Origin of the sequence: Viridibacillus soli (assembly GCF_016612995.1) — a bacterium.
Lineage (GTDB): Bacteria > Bacillota > Bacilli > Bacillales_A > Planococcaceae > Viridibacillus > Viridibacillus soli.
The window spans coordinates 244,126-264,839 of record NZ_JAEOAH010000004.1; the positions used below are offsets into that span (position 1 = coordinate 244,126).

The 20,714-nt window shown below is 32.8% G+C and carries 23 protein-coding genes; 22 read left to right on the plus strand and 1 reads right to left on the minus strand.

The window, feature by feature from the left end:
• Window positions 1–212: 212 nt before the first annotated feature.
• The gene (locus JFL43_RS05040) at window positions 213–677 is read left to right on the plus strand and encodes an SMI1/KNR4 family protein (RefSeq protein WP_200748192.1); all 465 of its coding nucleotides are present in this window, start codon (window positions 213–215) and stop codon (window positions 675–677) included.
• Between the two features lie 105 nt (window positions 678–782).
• Here JFL43_RS05040 and JFL43_RS05045 read toward each other — a convergent pair whose 3' ends face one another.
• Window positions 783–1,805: a DUF2332 domain-containing protein gene (locus JFL43_RS05045; RefSeq protein ID WP_200748193.1), complete on the minus strand. Its 1,023-nt coding sequence runs from the start codon at window positions 1,803–1,805 to the stop codon at window positions 783–785.
• Between the two features lie 132 nt (window positions 1,806–1,937).
• Between JFL43_RS05045 and JFL43_RS05050 the strand changes: the two genes are divergently transcribed.
• The 21 genes from JFL43_RS05050 (at window position 1,938) to JFL43_RS05150 (ending at window position 20,509) form a co-directional block, all read left to right on the plus strand.
• The gene (locus tag JFL43_RS05050) at window positions 1,938–2,819 is read left to right on the plus strand and encodes a LysR family transcriptional regulator (RefSeq protein ID WP_200748194.1); all 882 of its coding nucleotides are present in this window, start codon (window positions 1,938–1,940) and stop codon (window positions 2,817–2,819) included.
• Window positions 2,820–2,852: 33 nt separating this feature from the next.
• Complete coding sequence (locus JFL43_RS05055) at window positions 2,853–3,650, plus strand: GNAT family N-acetyltransferase (protein ID WP_200748195.1); 798 nt, start codon at window positions 2,853–2,855, stop codon at window positions 3,648–3,650.
• Window positions 3,651–3,748: 98 nt separating this feature from the next.
• The gene (locus JFL43_RS05060; protein WP_100797744.1) at window positions 3,749–4,069 is read left to right on the plus strand and encodes a PadR family transcriptional regulator; all 321 of its coding nucleotides are present in this window, start codon (window positions 3,749–3,751) and stop codon (window positions 4,067–4,069) included.
• Complete coding sequence (locus tag JFL43_RS05065; RefSeq protein WP_200748196.1) at window positions 4,066–4,596, plus strand: DUF2812 domain-containing protein; 531 nt, start codon at window positions 4,066–4,068, stop codon at window positions 4,594–4,596. Before JFL43_RS05060 ends, JFL43_RS05065 begins: the two co-directional genes overlap by 4 nt.
• Before the next feature lie 370 nt (window positions 4,597–4,966).
• Complete coding sequence (locus JFL43_RS05070) at window positions 4,967–5,158, plus strand: hypothetical protein (protein WP_200748197.1); 192 nt, start codon at window positions 4,967–4,969, stop codon at window positions 5,156–5,158.
• A gap of 244 nt (window positions 5,159–5,402) precedes the next feature.
• On the plus strand, window positions 5,403–6,233 hold the full coding sequence (locus JFL43_RS05075) for a GNAT family N-acetyltransferase (protein ID WP_200748198.1): 831 nt from the start codon (window positions 5,403–5,405) through the stop codon (window positions 6,231–6,233).
• A gap of 115 nt (window positions 6,234–6,348) precedes the next feature.
• The gene (locus JFL43_RS05080) at window positions 6,349–6,894 is read left to right on the plus strand and encodes a GNAT family N-acetyltransferase (RefSeq protein WP_200748199.1); all 546 of its coding nucleotides are present in this window, start codon (window positions 6,349–6,351) and stop codon (window positions 6,892–6,894) included.
• 603 nt (window positions 6,895–7,497) lie between these two features.
• Window positions 7,498–8,157 carry an HAD family hydrolase gene (locus JFL43_RS05085; RefSeq protein WP_200748200.1) on the plus strand — a complete coding sequence of 220 codons (660 nt, stop codon included), beginning with the start codon at window positions 7,498–7,500 and terminating at the stop codon, window positions 8,155–8,157.
• 109 nt (window positions 8,158–8,266) lie between these two features.
• Window positions 8,267–8,923, plus strand: a complete 657-nt coding sequence (locus JFL43_RS05090) for an HAD family hydrolase (protein ID WP_267907755.1) — start codon at window positions 8,267–8,269, stop codon at window positions 8,921–8,923.
• A 276-nt stretch (window positions 8,924–9,199) separates the two neighbouring features.
• The gene (locus JFL43_RS05095; protein ID WP_200748202.1) at window positions 9,200–9,658 is read left to right on the plus strand and encodes a GNAT family N-acetyltransferase; all 459 of its coding nucleotides are present in this window, start codon (window positions 9,200–9,202) and stop codon (window positions 9,656–9,658) included.
• 239 nt (window positions 9,659–9,897) lie between these two features.
• Window positions 9,898–10,359 (plus strand): NUDIX hydrolase, encoded by a 462-nt coding sequence (locus JFL43_RS05100; protein ID WP_200748203.1) that lies wholly within the window; start codon window positions 9,898–9,900, stop codon window positions 10,357–10,359.
• Window positions 10,360–10,370: 11 nt separating this feature from the next.
• A complete protein-coding gene (locus JFL43_RS05105; RefSeq protein ID WP_325166631.1) occupies window positions 10,371–10,805 on the plus strand; it encodes a GNAT family N-acetyltransferase in 435 nt (144 codons plus the stop codon).
• 590 nt (window positions 10,806–11,395) lie between these two features.
• Window positions 11,396–12,151 carry a tyrosine-protein phosphatase gene (locus JFL43_RS05110; RefSeq protein WP_200748204.1) on the plus strand — a complete coding sequence of 252 codons (756 nt, stop codon included), beginning with the start codon at window positions 11,396–11,398 and terminating at the stop codon, window positions 12,149–12,151.
• Window positions 12,152–12,205: 54 nt separating this feature from the next.
• Entirely contained in the window at window positions 12,206–12,910 is a 705-nt protein-coding gene (locus tag JFL43_RS05115) for a YveK family protein (protein WP_200748205.1), read from the plus strand.
• Window positions 12,911–12,929: 19 nt separating this feature from the next.
• Window positions 12,930–13,631: a CpsD/CapB family tyrosine-protein kinase gene (locus JFL43_RS05120; RefSeq protein WP_100797737.1), complete on the plus strand. Its 702-nt coding sequence runs from the start codon at window positions 12,930–12,932 to the stop codon at window positions 13,629–13,631.
• 78 nt (window positions 13,632–13,709) lie between these two features.
• Window positions 13,710–13,880 (plus strand): hypothetical protein, encoded by a 171-nt coding sequence (locus JFL43_RS05125; RefSeq protein WP_200748206.1) that lies wholly within the window; start codon window positions 13,710–13,712, stop codon window positions 13,878–13,880.
• Between the two features lie 232 nt (window positions 13,881–14,112).
• Window positions 14,113–15,153: a glycosyltransferase gene (locus JFL43_RS05130; protein ID WP_100797736.1), complete on the plus strand. Its 1,041-nt coding sequence runs from the start codon at window positions 14,113–14,115 to the stop codon at window positions 15,151–15,153.
• Window positions 15,143–16,531: an O-antigen ligase family protein gene (locus tag JFL43_RS05135; protein ID WP_200748207.1), complete on the plus strand. Its 1,389-nt coding sequence runs from the start codon at window positions 15,143–15,145 to the stop codon at window positions 16,529–16,531. The genes JFL43_RS05130 and JFL43_RS05135 overlap by 11 nt, the downstream gene beginning before the upstream one ends.
• A 58-nt stretch (window positions 16,532–16,589) precedes the next feature.
• Window positions 16,590–18,128 carry a murein biosynthesis integral membrane protein MurJ gene (gene murJ, locus JFL43_RS05140; protein ID WP_325166635.1) on the plus strand — a complete coding sequence of 513 codons (1,539 nt, stop codon included), beginning with the start codon at window positions 16,590–16,592 and terminating at the stop codon, window positions 18,126–18,128.
• Window position 18,129: 1 nt separating this feature from the next.
• Window positions 18,130–19,803: a GNAT family N-acetyltransferase gene (locus JFL43_RS05145; RefSeq protein WP_200748209.1), complete on the plus strand. Its 1,674-nt coding sequence runs from the start codon at window positions 18,130–18,132 to the stop codon at window positions 19,801–19,803.
• Window positions 19,804–19,861: 58 nt separating this feature from the next.
• On the plus strand, window positions 19,862–20,509 hold the full coding sequence (locus tag JFL43_RS05150) for a hypothetical protein (protein ID WP_200748210.1): 648 nt from the start codon (window positions 19,862–19,864) through the stop codon (window positions 20,507–20,509).
• Window positions 20,510–20,714: the final 205 nt, after the last annotated feature.

Consider the following 20,714-nt stretch of genomic DNA (forward strand, 5'->3'; position numbering starts at 1 on the left):
TCATTCAAAAAAAATAAAAGGTACGATATTCATAAAATAGAATTTCTACTAACCTTGCGGAGCCTCCGTTATTTGAAAACATCTTTAAAAAAGTAGAAGTTACTAATTGCTGAAAAATTAGTAGTGAGAACTATATTTGAAGCATAGAATACTATAAAGTGAAACCTAATTTGCATTGAAAAAACATCTAAATTGATGGGAGATGAGAGAATATGAAGCTGTCACCTTATGAAGCTGCTAAAAAAATATTATTATCAGAAGCTGATATAGCTAATTTCATTGGTCCTCAATCGAGCGAATTGCTTGAGCGAGTAGAAGATGCCCTGAATTTGAAAATCATAGGTTCATATAGAGAATTTCTCTTAACTTTTGGTGCAGGTTTTTTTTCGGGTGTTAAAATATTAGGCATCCCGGGTGATGATTTTGGGAATCCCTCATTGTTGAACGGTGTTAGTTACACGTTAACTTTAAGGAAGGAAGTTGGTTTACCGTGTAATCTACTAGTCATTTATAATCCTGGAAATGGTGAATTATTTTGTTTGGATTTTCATCAAATAAAAGATGATGAACCGGAGATTGTATCTTTTATGCCAGAAGTAGGAATGGGACTACAATATGATGCAATTGCAGATAGTTTTGGCGAATTTTTATATGAAATTGTTTGTGATGAGTTCTAACGTTTTTCATCTTATTCTAGTGCTCAAGTCTATAATTATATTGAATTTATTTTAAACCAATACAAAGAGGAACTGTTTAAGGATACAGTTCCTCTTTTGTTTTATCTATTTCCAAGTAAACCAACGAGCATGACCGTCCGGACGTTCAAATACTTGTTCATCAAATGTATTTTTAAAGAAATAATCACGATGCAAATTCGTATCAAATAAATTGTTATAGACATGATAAATTTCTCTTCCTTGACTAATAGTGTGTAATGTTTTCACCAGAAGCTCTTTTTGAACATGAGGTATTTGATTCCCTACATGTGTGTGAAATACGCAAATAATTGAATTTGGACTTATTTTTTGTACAATTTCTTCTAGTAATTCCACTGCATTACCGTCTATTAATTCAATTTCTAAATCTTGAACAACTTCGGTTGCAGCATTAAATAATGTGCGACGTTCTGTATGTTCTGGCCAAATAAGTGCTTGCAACCATTTCACATCTTCTACATTATTTAAGTCATTTGTATGCAAATCAATGCCGATCCGATTACTAACGAGGGGGATTTCCTTTATTGACCCTGGTAAAGCTGTTCCTTTATTGTCAGAAGTTAAAAGTACTTTCGAATTAGTTTTCCCCACAACCATACCTTCATTATATTGATAAGCATATTGATCTAAGCCTAGCTGAAGCCCTGCGCTCGTGCCAATTTCAATAAGTGCTAATGGCTTGTGGTGTCTTGCATATATTTCAGTAAAGATTGGATATAGATAAGCACATCGTCTGACTTCATTTGTTTGGACAAGTTTTGTTTGAAATAATGAGATTAACATTTCCTCGTGTTCTAAGCAAAAGTTCTTAAAGTAAGGAAATGCCTCATTAGGATTTCTCGTGTTGGATTCAAAGCTTTTATAGAAGGACATTAATTCAATTGATTCGGAAGTTTCTAATAAATAGTGTACACTGGCAAAAAATAAATTCGGTATTGGCTGACCTTGAGGGATCTTACTAGCTAACGTTAATAATGATGAATCTTTAGCGATTTCATATGATAAACATTCATATAAGTCACTGGAACCTGCACATTCTGTTTTCGCAAAATAAGAAAAATTACGACTGATTTTTTCTAAAGCGATCATATTATCACCTTCCCATTTTCAAATGTAACAGTGCGCCTCTGTTGTAATTAATATACAGAATATTTATAATTAACTAAATTAAATCATTTTAATTGATATGATTATAAATGTTAATTGAGTGGAGATGTGTTGATGGATTATCAATGGATTCGAACCTTTATTGTTGCAGCGAAGACATGTAATTTTAGGCAAACGGCCGAAATGCTTCTGATGTCACAGCCTAATGTGACGGTACATATTCATCAATTGGAGCAATCGCTTAATACAAAGTTATTTAAGAGAAAAAAAAATCGTGTGACTTTAACAGAATCTGGACGAGCGTTTTTCAGTGAAGCAATCAAGATTCAAGAGCAGTGGGAGAGCAGCTTGGAGAACTTTCAACTGTTTAAAAATGGCTATCGTGAACAAATTATTGTGGCAATGACACCAATGATGGTAGAGACCATTTTGCCACATGTTATTTATGACTATATAAAGCGATATCCTGAAATAGATGTATCAATACTTGTTGAGGAATCAAATCAAATTGAAAAAATGGTGGAAATGGGGGAGGCGCATATAGGGATTTCTTTGATCAAGCCTCAAAATAAGACAATTCAAGTAACAGAATTATTGCAAGATACATTACAATTTGCAGTGCCAATTGATGCTTATGATGATGAAACGGGAATTTACTTAGATATTGAGCATTATTTTGAACAATATCCTCTTTTTACTCACCATCATCCAACGATTTGGGACCCTTTGCTAATTCGATTGCAAAAAGAGTTCTCAACGATGAAATCGATTCGTGTAACACAATCTTATGTCGTAAAACGATTTATACAGGATGGATTAGGGATATCATTTATGCCAAAATCAATCCTGTATAAAGAACATATGGAAGGTCGAATAAATATGATAGACTTTCCGGTATTAAAACTTCCAAGTATCGAAGTTTTAATACTATCCAAGCAATTAAGAGAAATTGATCATCAATTAGTGAGTATGATTAAATCACGTTATTACAGTTAAGCAATTTAGATTAATAATAGAAAGGATGAAAACATGAAACGAAACTCCGACATTATCATGAAAAGTGAAAATAACGTATTAATTTCTCGATTAAATGCTTTTAGGATAGTAAATAATAACGCATTAGGATCTAACATTAAGCAGTTCGGCACAACGCTTGCTTTTCAAGTGCAACAAATACCCGGCCCAGCTTTTAATACTGTTCGTAATCTAAATGGTGAAGATCTTATTTATTTCTCGGATATTGAAACTTGGTATAACGAGCAGAATATGGGCTTCCAGATTGAGGTGACACCGCATAATGCGAGCCAAGAGGTGTTTCGTCAATTACATAAATGTTCATTTTATCAGACAGGCTTTCATGCATCATTTATTGGAGATATACAGGAAGTTGTCGATACAACAACCACTTCAAACTTCGAAGTTGAATTATTGCAGAAAGAGGAGTTCACTGATTTTGCAGATGTCTATGTAAGAGGGTTTGGATTACCTGAATTTATAACGGAGGGCGTTAAGCAAAATAATGAGATTTTATATGATATAGGGGGATGGAGATTTTTTAAAGCAACCCTACAAGGAAAAATTGTAGGGATAGCTGTTTTATACGTACAGGATGATATTGCAACGTTAGCGGCTGCAACAACTCTGTCTGAATATCGGGGACAAGGTATTCAAAAAGCACTCATTCAAGCAAGGGCCCAATATGCCTTACCGCAGGGGGCAAAATATATTACAAGTGAAGCGCAGTTTGGAAGCATAAGTCACTCGAATATGCAAAAAAGTATGATGGATTTAGTGTATACAAAGGCTATTTACAATAAGAATACATAATAATTTAACTAGTTTTCCAAAAAGCAATCTCATTTGAGGTTGTTTTTTTATATCACTAAATGATATATTACTTAGTGATATAATATGGAGGTATGTATATGAAATCATTAGAACAGTTGACTGACTCTGTTTTTTATATAATGGCTGCACTTGTGCAACCAAAGCACGGTTATGCAGTGATGGCATTAGTAGAAAAGGAAACAGGAGGCGAATTTACAATTGGTCCTGCAACACTTTACACGATTATAAAAAAGCTACTTAATGAAAATTTAATTTTTCTACATGATGAAAGTAATCCAAGAAGAAAAGTGTATGCCTTAACTGAGAAGGGGCATCACATCCTTGTAAAAGATATAGAACGACGTAAAACAATGCTGTCATTGGCAGAGCGTGAATTAAGAGGAGGCAATGCAGAATGAAACAGTCAACAAAGTATATGATGTCAGATGGATTAGCATTTTCGGAAAAAAGAGATTTAAAAAGGCTCCAGAAGAAATCGAAAGAAGGATGGCATTTATTTAGCTTTTTACCTATGGGTTATAACCTGCAAAAGGGCGAGCCAAAGGAACTGCAATATAGTGTGGATTATCGACATTTACAGGACGGAGAAGATCAGGAGTATTTTGAACTATTTGAAATGGCTGGTTGGAATCATGTTTGTTCAGAGGTAGGTATACATTTTTTTGTAGCACCGATGGGCACTCAACCGATTTATACCGATGTAGAGTCTCAAATAGATAAAGTACAGCGGCTTAGCAAAAATGTATATATGACAGCGGTATTTTTCGTCTTGATGACTGTTGTTTCGTATTTTGTAAGTGAACTGACAACAGGAATTGTAAGCTCGATCTTCCATTACATATTGCTTGCTAGTGAGGTTTTTACAATTCCGTGTTTGATGATGGTTGCTTCTTTGCTTTATAGAAAATGGGTGAAGAAAAGCTGAATTAATTAATTATTGAACAAGAAATCCCACTATAACGGACCATTTACTCTTGTCAAATCTATGTAAATATACTTTATTGATATTCGTTTAAAACGAACGTTCTATAATGTGTTTATTAACGGAGAGAGAATTAAAAGCAGCGATTAAAAAGCTGATTCCTGAAGAACAACATCGTTTGTAAGATTTCTTTATCCATTCTCCTACTTCATATTCTGTAAGGGAAGCCGCAAGAAGTGACTGAACGGAAAAAATAAGATGGATATATTTGCATACATTGTGGTTCAAAACAAGTTGTTCATTTCGGTAAGTATAATGCAATTGATCAGTCACTAAAAACGTATCAGTACATAGCGTGAAAGGAGGTGAGGCAATGGATAAAATGTGGAGTACTTTAAGTGTGTTGCTGTTTTCTTTTGTGATAAGCTATCTTTTAGCATCTGCCTTTAATAAATATGGGCTTGAAGTAAATTCAATTATAACCTCAATTATAATTGTTATATCTGCTGTTACGATAGTTGAAATGATTATTAAGTTAACTCCATCAAAGCCAAAGTTGAATTGATTTATTTCCTGTATAGGAAGGGTTTCTGTAGACAACCCTTTCTTTTTTTATCTTTCATTTTGGCTATGTTAAAGAAAAATGTTGATTTAGAAAATAATTATGTAAGAAAAGGTATAAGTAGATATTTATGTTAAAATAAATATAAGATTGTGAAGATTTCTACTTAAACTAACGGGTCAGTTTAGATTAAAAGGAAAAATTTTGTATAAATGATAAAGTTAGTGTTTAACAGGGAGGGTCACGTATGATTTCAGAGTTAAAAAAGTTTGAATTCTATAAATGTAAAGAACTGTTATATGAGCAAGGTCAATTAGAAGCAAAAGCAGTAATTGAAGGAGTAAATCCAGGTCGAGTATTTGTAGATGATATTGGTTTGCCTACTTCTGGACTTATTTGGTTAGGTAATAATGATGGCTTTATCTTTATTGGGGATGAAAAAAACGAAGGGTTCAATAACGAATTAAACAATTTCATTGATAAGATAATTATACCAGAAGCAATAAAAGTTGGATTAAATTGGTTTGAAGGTATTGGTAATCACAGAAAATGGAATACAACTATTAAAAAAGTGCTTAAAAGCCGTAAATTAGGAAGTTGGAATCAGAGGGTATATACGTTACAAAAGGATGATTATAAATGCAACTATGAACTTGCCATTGAAGAAGGATATAAGGTTGTGAAAATTTGTGAAACCCTCTTTGAAAACAATGATTACTCAATAAAAAACATTGAATTTTTACATTCCAAAATTTTAGAGTTTTGGTCTTCTTTTGAAACGTTCTTAAGTGAAGGTATAGGATATTGTATGATTTACAAAGATGAAATTGTAAGTATTTGTTTTTCAGGTTTTGTCGTTGGAAATGTACATGCTGTAACCATTGAAACTATTGAAGGACATCGAGGGAAAAAGTTAGCCCAAAAAATAGCTAAATCTTTCGTAAACGATTGTCTAAATAATAATATTGTTCCGTATTGGGATTGTATGGAATCAAACAAGCCTTCTATTGCAGTTGCAGAAAATATAGGATTCAAAAATGTATTTAACTATATAGGATATGATTTTCCTTTTAAGTAATTTTTACATCAACGGAGGCTTTACTTGAAGAGCACTGAGCTATTTAAACAGCTTTTATTTTTATTCATCTAAAGGGTAGGATAGTACAAGAAAGAATTGATGGGAGGAAATTGTAATGAGGGTTAATTCAAAAGAATTTTTTATTCATAATTTACGATATATAGTGAGGTCAGCAATAGAAACTGATGCGAAAAACCTATCTGAAATAAGATTGCAGATAGATGGGGAAACAGAGAATTTAGATAGAGAGAAAGGCGAGGCGTACATAAATGAATCAGGTTTTAAACAACTAATTAAAGATGATACAGAAAGTAATAGTAACCTATTTTTAGTTGCTGAAGTTAATCAAAGGATTGTAGGTTTTTCAAGATGTGAAGGGAACAAATTGAAAAGAACTTCTCATAAAGTGGGATTTGGAGTCTGTGTATTAAAAGAGTACTGGGGATATAGAATGGGGACAAATTTATTAAAAGAATCTATTCATTGGGCAGATTCAAATGGAATGAAGAAAATGACTTTGAATGTTCTTGAAACCAATGAAAAAGCTATGATGACGTATAAAAAATATGGTTTTGAAGTGGAAGGTATTTTAAACAAGGACAAACTTCTATCTGACGGAAATTACTATAATACCATTTTAATGAGTAGGTTTAATGAATAGGAACAACAAATTTCAAAATTTCCTGAACTAACAGGGGCTTTAGCAAAAAAATGACAGAAAAATATTATGAGCTTGGAGATACATTTCCAAGCTCATTTTTAGTGTTGACCTGCTTTAGCTTTTCACCTTAGAATGCGGTATTTAATAGTCTTATTGTATCTGCGGTTTCCCACGTTCGGTGGACACTCGCTAAGATAAGCATTAGTTTTTTCTTAGTCTTAATTGCATAAAGAAGAAATATCAGCTAATATATTCGCCACGGTCATTTGAATTACCCCTTTTGTCATTAATTACAATCAGTCCATAAATAATTATGGTTTATTCAACCGAGAACTTTAACATAGCCTTCATTTTCAACATGAATCATTAACGTAGATTCGCCAAAAGGCAAGTGGTCATTTTTCATTACGTTATAAAATGTAATAACCATCAGTAGCATATAGTGAATTTGTGGTAATATTATGTTAATTAAGGAGAATGTTGGTGGGTGTAGGAAGTGAATATAGCATTCAGCTTAATTGATGTACAAAATGGTGCACAACTTTTAGGTTTACATGAAACATTGTAATTGAATGACCAAATACATCTTTTTAGGAGGTTTAAATGAAGGCCATCATTTTTGATTTAGATGAGACGATTTTAAATAGGGATTTGTCGTTGCTCTCGTTTTTGGATGATCAGTATGAGAGATTTCTTCATTTATGGGAGCATATCGAAAAAGAGCCATTCATTCAGCGATTTGTAGAGCTGGATGAAAGAGGTAATGTTTGGAAGGATAAAGTGTATGCTCAGTTAATCGAAGAATATAAACTGAATGCGTCAGTTGATGAATTGCTAATAGATTATACTGAGCAGTTCCCGCACTTTGTGATAGGATTTCCAAGATACAAGGAAGTGCTAGTTGAATTAAAAGAACAAGGTTTTCTGCTCGGTATGATTACAAATGGGAAGAAGGGTTTTCAACGAGAAAATATTCAGGGGCTTGGAATTGCAGATATTTTTGATGTCATCACTGTGTCTGAAGAAGTAGGGATGAAAAAGCCAGATAAGGACATTTTTGAATACACTTTAGCCAAATTACATGTGGTACCGAATGAGGCAATATTTATTGGTGATAACCCAATAAATGATGTGGAAGCAGCTTTCAATGTGGGTATTTTAGGCGTTTGGAAACGAGATCATCTTATCGAATCATATGAGACGAGATATGTGATCGATGAGTTGGATGAAATTTTCGATATACTTCATACGTTAAATTATTAGTAATACAGTACAGAAAACTTGATTGTTATAAAAAGATTCTAAGTGATGTTAATATTTTGAATGAGTAATGTTGTAAAAAAATATAGAAATAATGAAAAGAGGGTTTACGTTGAAAAATTATATTTTCGATTTTGATGGTACATTAGCAGATTCTAAGCAATGTAGTGTGATGGCAACACAAGCAGCTTTTAAGGAATGTGGATTAGAGTCTCCAAGTGCAAAAATAATTGAACATTATATGGGCATTCCCATCGAAGTGTCATTTAAAGAAATGGCTGAACAACCATTTACCGAAGAATCCTTCGAATTGCTACTGCAAAACTTCCGCGAACATTATAAAGTATTGGAAAACGATTCATTAATCGCTTTCCCGTATATTCCAGAAATGTTAGAACAATTACAACAAGCGAACAAACAAATATTTGTTGTATCTAGCAAAAAATCAGATGTATTACTTCGCAACTTGAAAACACTCCAAATCGATACATATTTCAAGGATATAATTGGTTCTGACAAGGTAACACATTATAAGCCACATCCAGCAGGTATTTTAAAATTGGTAGATCTCTATCAATTAGAAAAAGCAGAAACAATTATGATTGGCGACGCGATATTTGATTTGCAAATGGCAAAAGCTGCGAAAGTTTCTTCTTGTGGTGTTACTTGGGGAAGTCATGGAAGAGACAAATTACTTGAGGAACAACCCACCTTTATATTTGATGACGTACAGCAGTTGTTGTCAATTGGGGAAGAATCATTGAAATGAATATAGCAAGGAAGATTATGCTTACTGTATCAATCATTACAAAGCCACAACTGATTATCGAGGTGGAGATTTAATGATTAATATTCGATATGCGATTGAAAGTGATTAAACAGAAATAACCTATTTACTCGGTTAGCTAAACTACAAGACAACAGGAGCCGTTTATAAGTTCTACTTAGATCTCGGTTTTACATCAAAGGGCTCTAGATTTGTAAGGAAACTAGTTTAGTGCTTATTTAGGGGAGGAAAATGAATATGAATGGGGTTGTTAGTCGTATGCAATCTTTAAAACGAATGAGTGAAGAAGATTTCATTTTATACATACAAGACAAAGAAGTTCGATTTGCGGAAGTACTTGCAGAAAATGTTCATGAGTATAGTGAAAATCCAAAGATAAGAGCCCAAAAGCAATTATCTAATATTTTGCCACAGGGTTACCACACCATAAACCACGAATTCTATATGATTGAGAAAGAAAAGAACATAATAGGGTATGTATGGTTGAAAATAGAAGAGCAAAAAAAAAGTGCTTTCCTCTATGAAATATATATTTTTGATTCACAGCGTTCAAAGGGGATTGGAAAAACAGTTATGAAAGAAATTGAGGACTACATAGCAGAAAAAGGAATTTGTTATTTTAAGTTACATGTATTTGGAACGAATACGGGAGCAATAAAATTATATGATGAATTGGGCTTTGAAGTAGCGGGATTAAATATGCTCAAGAAGATTTAATCTTAGAAGAAAAATACCAATAAGTAGGTGTAGCTTTTAGTTTTATAAGGTTACGCCCTCCTTCAGTTGAAATATTTATAAATCATTTCCCATTAATTCTTTACATATTTCAAAATACCTTTCTTACGTCAAAATAATAGATAAGTTAGTATAATTGAATAAACAAACACACATATTTTGCGAAAACAAGGAGATTACTGGATTATTGAAGCCATTTTGAATGAGAGGGAGTTGAACTAGTGAGTTATGTAAGCGAAATAAGAAAACTAGTCGGACATCTACCATTAATTATACCTGGATCTGTTGTACTTATAGTGAATGAAATGAATGAGGTATTATTGCAACACCGTTCGGATGGTGGTTGGGGATTACCTGGTGGTTTAATGGGACTAGGTGAGAGTTTAGAAGAAACAGCAAAAAGAGAAGTATTGGAGGAAACTGGCTTAGTAATCGATGATTTAAAACTTCTAGGTGTATTTTCCGGAACAGATTATTATTTCAAAGTAGCAAATGGTGATGAACTGTATTCAGTAACCGCAGTTTTTTTAACCAGAAATGCTAAAGGTGAAATGCTAAAAGATGATGTAGAAACGCTGGATTTACAATATTTTAATGTAGACAAATTGCCTAATACTTTAACTGAAGAGTACAGCGGATATATTAATCCTTATAAAGAAGTCATTAAAGAAGTTAATAAATAGGGGGAGCTGCAGTGGTTATTATTCGATATGCAAATGAAAATGATTTAACAGATATAACCTATTTAATGGGTGAGCTAGGTTATAAGACAACAAAAGCGGAAATGAGCGAGAGATTAGCAAAAGTTAGTAGGCATCCTGATTATTATACATTTGTTGCAGAGATAGATAATCATGTAGTCGGGTTACTTGGTTTGCATATAGGTATTGCTTACGAATTTAACGGTTGTTATGGCAGGATTGTTTGCATGGTAGTAAATCAACAATTTCGAAGAATGGGCATAGGCAAACAACTAATGGCTGAAGCGGAAACTTTCATTATTGAAAATGGAGGAAAAACCATTATTTTAAATAGTGGTAATAGAACGGAAAGAGAGGATGCTCATAAGTTCTACTTAGATTTTGGTTATACATTAAAGAGCTCTGGATTTGTAAAGAGATTAGTTTAGTAAGTAAATGCATCCTGTCCTGAATTTAAGGAAAGGATGTATTTTAATTTTTAACTCTTTATTAGAAAAGCTACTAAATCGTACATACCCTAGAAGTCCCATCAAACATCCCAACACGAATATCAATGCTTATTTGCCAATTTCAACCTACCAAAGTTGAGTTAAACATAATATATGAGCTGTCTTGGGATGCGAACCTTAGGACAGCTTTTTTCAGTTCATGTACTTTTCCAATAGTTGTTTTCGTTTAGTTCTTTTTACTAAAGAAGTCGAATAAACTTTTTTAAGTAGCTCGTATTTATGAATAGTTAAGGAGACTGCACTTTTAGAAATACCAAGGATTCGACACTCAAAAAAATCCGGTTATTTTTGGGTGAGCCCAGCTGTTGCCCTCTTTTTTCTACTAGATTTGAGGAGTACCATGCGTACAATTTTACTTGTTAAAACTGGAAGCGGAACATACTAGTCATTGAAAAGATGAAGCTAAAATAAATAAGAATCAAATTAAAATATATATTAGTCGATGCAATGAAAAAATGTAATATCGACATACTTTTTTTATCTAAATATGACAGAAGGGGCGAGAGAGATTGCTAGTAGATATACATAATCATATTTTACCTGGGCTCGATGACGGTGCAAAGTCAATGGAAGAGGCAATGTTACTTGCTACAAATGCAGTGGCTAATGGGATGACGCATATTATTGCCACTCCCCATCATCATAATGGAAAATATATGAACGCTTCCTCTGTTGTAGAAGATGCAGTGGTTAATTTCAATAAGGAACTTTCTGAAAAAGCCATCCCATTGCAAATTCTACCTGGGCAAGAAATTCATTTATACAATAGCATTCCACAAGATTTAGATAAGGACCTATTAACACTAGCCAATAGTAGAAAATATATATTAATAGAACTACCAACAAATCATATTCCTACATTCACTTTTGATATCCTTTTCCAAATACAGTTAAGGGGGTATATCCCAATAATTGCCCACCCCGAAAGAAATATGGTATTTAGAAAAGATAAGCAAAAGCTATATGATTTGGTGAATAAAGGGTCTCTCGTGCAAATAACGGCTTCTAGTTTGATTGGTGAAAAGGGGAGAGCACTAAAAAAGTACACAAAAAAATTAATAAAACATAATTTAGTTCACTTTATATCTTCAGATTCACACCATTATGTTAGGCGACCTTTTTTATTGAAAGATGCTTATCAATATGTGCGAGAAAAGTTTTCCGAGGATCATGTTACTTATTATAGTGAAAATGCAAAACACGTCATATTTGGCACAGTATTTCAACCAATCCCGCCAATCAGTTTCAAAAAAACTCGTGACTAATAAATTAAATGCGAATGCTATTCAAATTGTAGGGCAAAAGGGGGGATGACTCTTATGGAAGAAACGCTTAGTCTACAGGAACTACTCAAAACAATGAAGAAAAGGTTTTTACTCATTATTAGTACCTTTTTTTTAGCAGTGACGATTGCAGGGGGAGTTAGTTACTTCTTTCTAACACCAATTTACGAGGCTTCAACTCAAATTCTTATTAGTCAGAAGGAATCTGAACGGGATCAATTTATGGCACAGGACGTTCAGGCGAATCTTCAACTGGTTAACACATATAGTGTCATTATTAAAAGCCCTGTTATTCTATCAAAAGTAGTAGATAATCTAAAGCTTAATACAAGTTTAGAACTACTAAATGAAAATATTAAAGTTAGCAGTGAGCAAAACTCACAAGTTATAAACGTAAGTGTGCAAGATCCTGATCTAGAGAAAGCTATAGATATAGCCAATACGACTGCAGAAGTGTTTCAAGAAGAAATTCCGAAACTGATGAACGTAGATAACGTTAAAATCCTCTCACCTGCTGTCAATACAAAAAATGTAAAATCAGTTAAACCCAATCCAATACTCAATATGGCAATTGCAGCTATTATCGGATTAATGCTGGGTATTGGAATGGCATTTCTTATTGAATTTTTTGACCACTCCATTAAAACGGAGCAAGATGTTGACGAGTTTTTAGGTTTACCACTTCTTGGTATAGTCAGCCCGATTACTCAAAAGAAATTGAAAAAGAATAAAAGAGTTTAGGAAAAAAGGGGGTGGAAAGGTGTTTAAAAAAAAGCAGAAGCTTATAAAACTTGCAAGGAAGCTTGTGACAAGCAGTGATCCTAAGTCAATTGTTTCGGAACAATTTAGAACTGTTCGTGCGAATATCAAATTCGCGATGAAGGACAAGCAACTTTGCACTTTGCTATTTACTTCAGCTTCTATAGGAGAGGGTAAGTCAACGGTAGCAGCTAACATTGCGATTACATTTGCACAAGAAGGAAAGAAAGTACTTCTCGTCGATGCTGATTTGAGAAAACCTACTATGCATTACACGTTTAAAACGCTAATCTCACCAGGACTTACTAACTTGCTAATGAGTCAATGGCATATTGATGATGTTGTCACAGAATCTGGAACAAAAGGATTAGATCTAGTAACATGCGGACCGATACCTTCGAATCCAGCTGAACTTCTTGGATCGACTTCAATGGACGTATTTATTGAAGCAATGAAAGTTAGATATGAACTTGTTATCTTCGATGCTCCCCCAGTTCTTTCAGTTGCGGATGCGCAAATTTTATCTGATAAGTGTGATGCCACTATTCTTGTCATTAGCTCGGGGACAACAGAGAAAGGGAATGCTGTAAAAGCGAAGGAAGCACTTCAAGCTGCCAAAGCCCACCTGATTGGGACGGTTCTTAACAACTTTAAGCTTGAAAAGGGTCATTATTCTTATCAGTATTATGGGGAAGATATGTAAATTGTAGCTAGATTGACATGAAAAATCAGCTAAGAACGCTAAGCTTGTTTTCTTACCATCAATAGTCTTGTATGGTTTATGCTGATTGGAATATTCAATGATAATATCGGAGCAGCAGTCCGATTAAGAATGGACGGCTGGTTTCCGTTACTTATCGTGTTTGCCAAAGTATATGGTGAACGGCCGATTAGTAAAAAGCAATTAAGTGATATATGTATGATTAACACTGTTGATGCAGTAAGCATATAATTGGATGGTTATTTCTATTAGGGTGTACGCAATAATTATATGTGACCTGGATTCAATGAAAGTTTTGATTCGGGGGACTATTGGAATGGAAATACAAAGTACTTCGGTGAGTTGAATACCTATATAAAACAAACCTGAAAGAAGATAATTTGGAGCGCATTTAGGTTGTTAATTATAATCTATGTGGCTAGATATGAATAAATTTTTTCATATTGTTTAGTGGAAGGAGAACATGATGAAAAGAAAAGTCTTACATATTCTCAGTACTGATGGGCTAGCTGGTGCTGAAAATGTAGCTATTTGTATAATTAATAATTTATCCGAACTCTCCGAATCGGCCTATTCATCACCAATGGGAAATATTGAAAAAATACTGATAAGTAGAGATATTACCTATATTCCGATGAAAAAACTTTCGATTATACAAATAAGAAAAGTAATTAAAATATGGAAGCCAGATATAATTCATGCACATGATTTTACTGCTACTATTAAAAGTTTAACTGCAAGCATTAATATCCCTGTAGTATCACATATTCATCAATACCCAAAATGGCTGAAAAGTCTAAATAAATTCTCAATTCTATTTTTTTTAGCATGTATTAAAATAAAAAAAATAATAGTAGTTACACCAGCAATCAAAGAATCTACATTTTTGTCTCGAATATTCAAAGAAAAAACAATCGTAATAAAAAATATTGTAGATGTAAAATGGATAGCTGAAAGGGCTTCGTTACCAACTGTGAAAAGATATGACGTAGCATTCGTAGGACGATTGGAAGATGTTAAAGATCCTCTTCGATTTATTAAAATTATCTCACAATTAGTTAAAGAGATTCCAACTATCTCAATAGTGATGATGGGGGAAGGAAGGTTAGAAGGACAATGTAAAGATTTAATTAAAAAATTAGAATTAGAGGAGAATATTGATTTAATAGGATTTATGGATAATCCATACCCAGTTTTACAAAACTCAAAAATTCTAGTTATGACATCAAAATCTGAAGGGTTACCAATGGTTGCGATTGAAGCGTTATCATTGGGCAAGCCTATAGTGGTACCTAACCTGGAAGAAATGAAGAGTATTGTTAATAGTAATTGTGGAGTTATTTGTAAAGATGATCAAGAATTTATCAATGCGATAATTACACTTTTACTTTCAGAGAATGAATATGAAGAGATGTCTTTAAGGGCTTCTAAAAAAGCGGAAGAAATGTTTAATATGGAAGATTATAAGAATCAATTGCAGCAGGTGTATTGTAGTGTCCTTTGAACTTCGAAAAGAACACTTGTCCTATACTTCAAAAAAAACAAGTCGATACTTACGTCAAAGATTTGGTTATCTAGACTTATATCTAATTGGATTTTGTATTCTAGGTGATAAGTTGTTAAATATTAATTTATTGGTTTATTGTCTGGGTATCTATTTAGCTTTCCGTATATTATTTATTTCATCTAATTACGCTTTTGCAATTTTAATTTCATTAATCCCCAATTTAGCAGTAATGTTTATTCCAATTCCAAGTATGTCTGTACCAATAATAAATGTATTAATGGGAGTTGCTTTATTTAAGGTATGCATTTCAAATTTTAAGAATCCCGTTAATAAAAGTTTTCTTTTTGTTATTGGATTATTTATTGCTTATGAATGGAGCCACATTTTTTATTATGATATAAAATCGATTATTTTGCTATTTAGTTGGAGTTTTGCTATTTTGTACGTTTCTTTATATTTTTTTTATTCTCTTAAAACATATAATCATAAAGTCGTGATTATATATTTTATTACCGGTGTATTTATCTCAATAATATACGGTGTATTAGATTTTCTTGAGAAATACGGAACACTAATGACAAATAATGCGACTATTAGATTTAAAGGTGGAGCAGGAGATCCTAATTATTTTTCAATGTATATAATGATTTCTTTGTTTCTACTATTGTTTCTCGTAAACCGAGAGACAAAAAAACTTCTTAAGTTCATTTATCCATTAGTATTTGTTTTGTTTGTTGCTTTTGGTGTACTAAGCTTGTCGAGAATGTTTTTACTCGTTATCTCACTATTATTGATGTTATTACTTATTAAGATCATTTTTAAAATGAAGAAAAATAAAAAAATATTGTTTTTTATTATTTCTGTGATTAGTATTCTCTTTCTGTTTTCTATCTTCTTTATTGCGGATTTTACGTCAATAATTAACGTACTACTTTCTAGGTTTACAGATTTCATTGGTGATCCATCAGCTCTTACAAGTAATAGAAATGTACTCGCGGAACAATATCTACAATTATTAATGTCAGATACAAAAGATATGATTTTCGGAATAGGAATTCAAGATTATCATCTTAGATCAGGCATTCAACTTCAAGCACATAATATTATTTTAGAACTTCTTGTAGTATGGGGAATAGTAGGATTCCTAGTTTTTATCTTATTTGTAGCAACACTTTTAAAATATGGCAATACTAACAGAAAGGATGTAAAAAACGATTTTATAAGTTGGCTACCTATTATTTGTATGGGGATAAGTTATTTGTCTTTAAATGCAATGTCTAACGAAAGTTTTTTCCTTTTACTCCTTTTCGCAATGAAAAACCTACAGGAATTTGATTCATTGGAGAACTATTTGATGAAGAACGACTATGGATAATAATAAATATAGCATTGCTACATAAATAAAAAGAAAAGAAGGAAAAATCATAGAAACTATAAAAAAAACAGCTGTTCTTTTGATGGTCATTACAATTCTATCAAAAGTTTCCGGATTTCTACGGGATATTACACTATCCTATTTTTATGGTGCTACTTCTACGAGTGATGCATATATTATTTCCATTACGATTACATCTGTATTGTTTAGCCTTATCATATCAGGTATATCTACGGCATATATTCCAATGTTTAAACAAATCGAACATAGCGAAGGTAAGCAATCTGCCACATATTTTACGAATAATCTCATCAACATTGTATTGATAGTTACAACTGCTGTAATACTAATTGGTCTTCTATTTTCTAACGTGCTGGTAAAATTATTTGCTTTAGGATTTGATGAAGAAACATTAAGAATTGCTGTTCTTTTCACACGAATAGGATTAGTAGGTATATATTTCACTAGTGTTACTCAACTTTTCAGTGGTTATCTACAGTTGTATGGAAAATTCACAGTACCCGCTATGGTTGGTTTGCCTTTCAATTTTATTATTATTCTTTCAATTATAGTTAGCACTCAAACAAACATTGTTGCATTAGCAATTGGAAGTGTTACAGCTGCATTCATTCAACTGTTATTCTTAATCCCCTCATTAAAAAAAACAAATTATTCTTATGTTCCGATTGTGCAGTTTACCGACAAGAATATAAAGAAAATGGTAGTTATCGTTTTTCCAATTATGATTGGTATATCCATTGATCAGATCAACTTGATGGTTGATAAAACTCTTGCTTCTACTCTAGTGGAAGGTGGAGTTTCTGCTTTGACGTATGCTAGTCGATTAAATGATTTTGTACAAGGTATTTTTGTTCTTTCATTCGTTACGGTAATGTTTCCACTCATCTCTAATTTGGCAGTTCAAAAAAATAAGGAAGATTTTAAAAAATCCATTAGTGGGGTGATTTCGGTGGTCATTCTGATCGTCATTCCTGCTAGCATTGGAATAATGATTTTAGCAGAGCCAATCATTAGGTTACTCTTTGGACATGGACATTTTGACGAACATGCAATAGATATGACAACGCATGCACTCTTCTTCTATTCTATAGGGATGATTGGGTATGGCATCCGTGAGATTTTAAATAGGGCTTTTTATTCTATTCAGGATACGAAAACCCCTATGTATAATGCTTCTATTGCAGTTATTTTGAACATTATTTTAAGTTTTATATTGTCTTCTTATATAGGAATCAGTGGAATAGCATTAGCCACGAGCATTTCTGCACTTTTCTGTTCAACCCTTTTAGTTATTAAGCTTCGAAAAAAAATAGGAGCATTCGGTTTGAAAGGGAATTTCATAACCTTACTAAAAGTAACTTTTGCGTCCAGTGTAATGGGGTTTATTGTATATATTTTGAACAAATATGTGTTAACAGATTGGAGTTCACCTATAAAAATGGGTGTGGTCATACTTATAGGGGGCAGTATCTATTTCATTCTAATTACACTATTAAAGGTGAAAGAGTCGAAAATACTAGTAAATTTCTTGCGGGATAAAATTCGTCAAAACAAACCTAAACCGAATGGAGGATAACTTGGAACTCATTCAGATTACTACATATAAGGATCTGGGAAGATACGAGAAAGAATGGTCGGCTATTTTAGAGGAAAATGACAATACCAATCCATTTATAGAGTATGAATTTGTTTATAATTGGTGGAGGTTTTTAGGTGGTAATGAAAATGTGGAAATATATGTGGTTAAAGAAAATGATCGTATTATTGCATTTTTTCCGTTTCAATTGAAAAAAAACTGGTATGGCTATATGTTGCACTTTTTAGCACTTGGAGATGCTAATTATATGGATATAATTGCAAGGGAACGAGACAAGGACCGAGTAATTATGTTTGTATTTGATGCGTTAATAAAAGAGAAAAAGAGTATAGTTTTTTATTTACATGGATTATTAGAAAGTATAGAAACACATAGTAAACTTTCGAATTATTTGAAAGCTAGAAATATGAAGGAGCGATATTCTCGTATTGTCACTCCTTACATTGATTTGCAAAATATTTCCTATGAAGAGTATTTGAAACCGCGTCAAAAACTGCATGGATTAGATCGAAGGGAAAAAAGATTGCGAGCACTTGGAAATGTACAACTGCAAATTTCCCCTTCAGCGGAGATAAACCAGGTATTCAAAGTGCATCAAAAACGATGGGAAAAGAAAAATGATACAAGCGGATTTTCTAGTGGTAGAAAGCAATCTTTTTTCAAATACTTAGCTGAACAGAATGATGGGAAGTTGCGTGTTCGCTTATCCACATTAACATTACAAAATGAAATGATTGCATTTACTTATGGTTTTGCATGTAGAGGAAGGTATTTGGGATATGTATTAGGGCATGATTCAGATTTTGATGTCTACGGTCCTGGTAGGATTTTAGTTAAAGAGAAGATTAAAAGAAATATAGAAGATGAATTTCATAAACTCGATATGAGTATAGGCTATGAACCTTATAAGCTAGAATGGAATACAGATAATGATTATACGAGAAAAACAGTTTTCTCGACAAATACATTTAGAGCAAGAATATATCGTAATTTCATATGGCTAAAAGAAACTGTATTTTCTAAGCTTAGAAAGCACTATTCAGTTGTTATTTTTAGAAGAAACACGATTGGTAAGTTGAAATACTACCTTCGAAATAAGGAGAAATTCCATTTCTGGAAAGATATCTGGAAGAATAGACTTCGACCTTTTGTATATGAGCGAAAACAATATTTAATAGCTAAATTGACTGTTAGCGAATTAAAGAAGGAAAGTTACTTTGAAAAAGTGACCCCTGAAATAGCTCTTGAAATAAAGCAGAATCGAAAAGAAATGCTGCAAAAAATATATAACGGTTATAAAGGATATTATTCAACTGATGTGAATAAAGCATTTTGGGTCAATGAAAATGTAATTCGGTTAGACGACATTGAAGTAGTAGAAAATCTAAAGAAAAAAAGTATTTATATTAGGGATTGGGAAAATGAAAATTTAGAGCAGATTCTTTCTTTTGCCCAGGTAAACTATCGACCAAAGTACATTTTTGTGCATGTAAATAAACGTGATCAGAAGAGTATTCACACACTTGAGTCATTTGATTTTGAATTCACTGAAAGGCTGTCTTACTCAAGAGTTTTAGGGAAGAGAAAAATAAAAAGAGAAGGTGCCTTTTATTATTCTTTTAAAGAGAAATTTTCTAAGTATAAAAATGAATAGTTATTATTTTTTAAAAGAGGATGTTTCAAATGAAAAGTTTACGGATGTAGAAAGTTTCTTGAATTCACTAGTCCCGAAAAAGCGACTTCAGCAATTCGAAACACTTCATATCAATTTAACGAAAAGTGAAGAAGAATTATTTCAGCAATTGCATCGAACAAATAGAAAACAAATTAATAAAGCTGCGAGCCATCCTTTTCATATAGAAGTGCTTGAAAAACCGTCAACCGCAGATATTCGAGCATTTCAAAAATTTTATAATGAGTTTGCGACATTTGCCAATACGTACGCTTGTAATGTTTTCCATGTGAATACGATGAAAATGTTAAAAGACAAAAATTCGCTTATCATTACTAAGTTGATGAATGAAGTAAATGAAATACTTTGCTATCGGGTGTACATTACGGACGGGGAAATAGCCGCTTCTTTATACTCTGCCTCGCATTTTCGGATGAAGGAAAATGCAGAGGAGAAAAGGTTAATAAGTGTAGCGAATAGATATTTGATTTGGATAAATATTCTTTATTTTAAAGAGCGAAATCATATGATTTACGATATGGGTGGGCTCACAACGAATCAAAATATTCGTAAATTCAAATTGGAATTTGGTGGAGAAATAGCGCATGTTTATTCCGGTTATGAAGCAAATTCAAAAATGGGCCAATTTATACTATGGCTGCGAGCAAAAAAAATGAGGAAAGGATGAGGATCTGGGGGCCCTTATCATTTCATTAGATTTTGAACTAAATTGGGGAATACATGATGCATTTACTCTTGAAGAATACGGAGAAAATATACTAGGAGCTCGCCTCGCAATTCCTAAAATACTACAGTTATTTCTGAAGTATGACATTCACGCCACTTGGGCTATTGTTGGAATGCTGTATTGCAAAAATAAAAATGAACTTTTA

Coding starts and splice junctions, on each gene's coding strand:
- JFL43_RS05040 (WP_200748192.1), top strand. CDS start 213: ATGAAGCTGTCACCTTATGAAGCTGCTAAAAAAATATTATTATCAGAA.
- JFL43_RS05045 (WP_200748193.1), bottom strand. CDS start 1,805: ATGATCGCTTTAGAAAAAATCAGTCGTAATTTTTCTTATTTTGCGAAA.
- JFL43_RS05050 (WP_200748194.1), top strand. CDS start 1,938: ATGGATTATCAATGGATTCGAACCTTTATTGTTGCAGCGAAGACATGT.
- JFL43_RS05055 (WP_200748195.1), top strand. CDS start 2,853: ATGAAACGAAACTCCGACATTATCATGAAAAGTGAAAATAACGTATTA.
- JFL43_RS05060 (WP_100797744.1), top strand. CDS start 3,749: ATGAAATCATTAGAACAGTTGACTGACTCTGTTTTTTATATAATGGCT.
- JFL43_RS05065 (WP_200748196.1), top strand. CDS start 4,066: ATGAAACAGTCAACAAAGTATATGATGTCAGATGGATTAGCATTTTCG.
- JFL43_RS05070 (WP_200748197.1), top strand. CDS start 4,967: ATGGATAAAATGTGGAGTACTTTAAGTGTGTTGCTGTTTTCTTTTGTG.
- JFL43_RS05075 (WP_200748198.1), top strand. CDS start 5,403: ATGATTTCAGAGTTAAAAAAGTTTGAATTCTATAAATGTAAAGAACTG.
- JFL43_RS05080 (WP_200748199.1), top strand. CDS start 6,349: ATGAGGGTTAATTCAAAAGAATTTTTTATTCATAATTTACGATATATA.
- JFL43_RS05085 (WP_200748200.1), top strand. CDS start 7,498: ATGAAGGCCATCATTTTTGATTTAGATGAGACGATTTTAAATAGGGAT.
- JFL43_RS05095 (WP_200748202.1), top strand. CDS start 9,200: ATGCAATCTTTAAAACGAATGAGTGAAGAAGATTTCATTTTATACATA.
- JFL43_RS05115 (WP_200748205.1), top strand. CDS start 12,206: ATGGAAGAAACGCTTAGTCTACAGGAACTACTCAAAACAATGAAGAAA.
- JFL43_RS05125 (WP_200748206.1), top strand. CDS start 13,710: ATGCTGATTGGAATATTCAATGATAATATCGGAGCAGCAGTCCGATTA.
- JFL43_RS05130 (WP_100797736.1), top strand. CDS start 14,113: ATGATGAAAAGAAAAGTCTTACATATTCTCAGTACTGATGGGCTAGCT.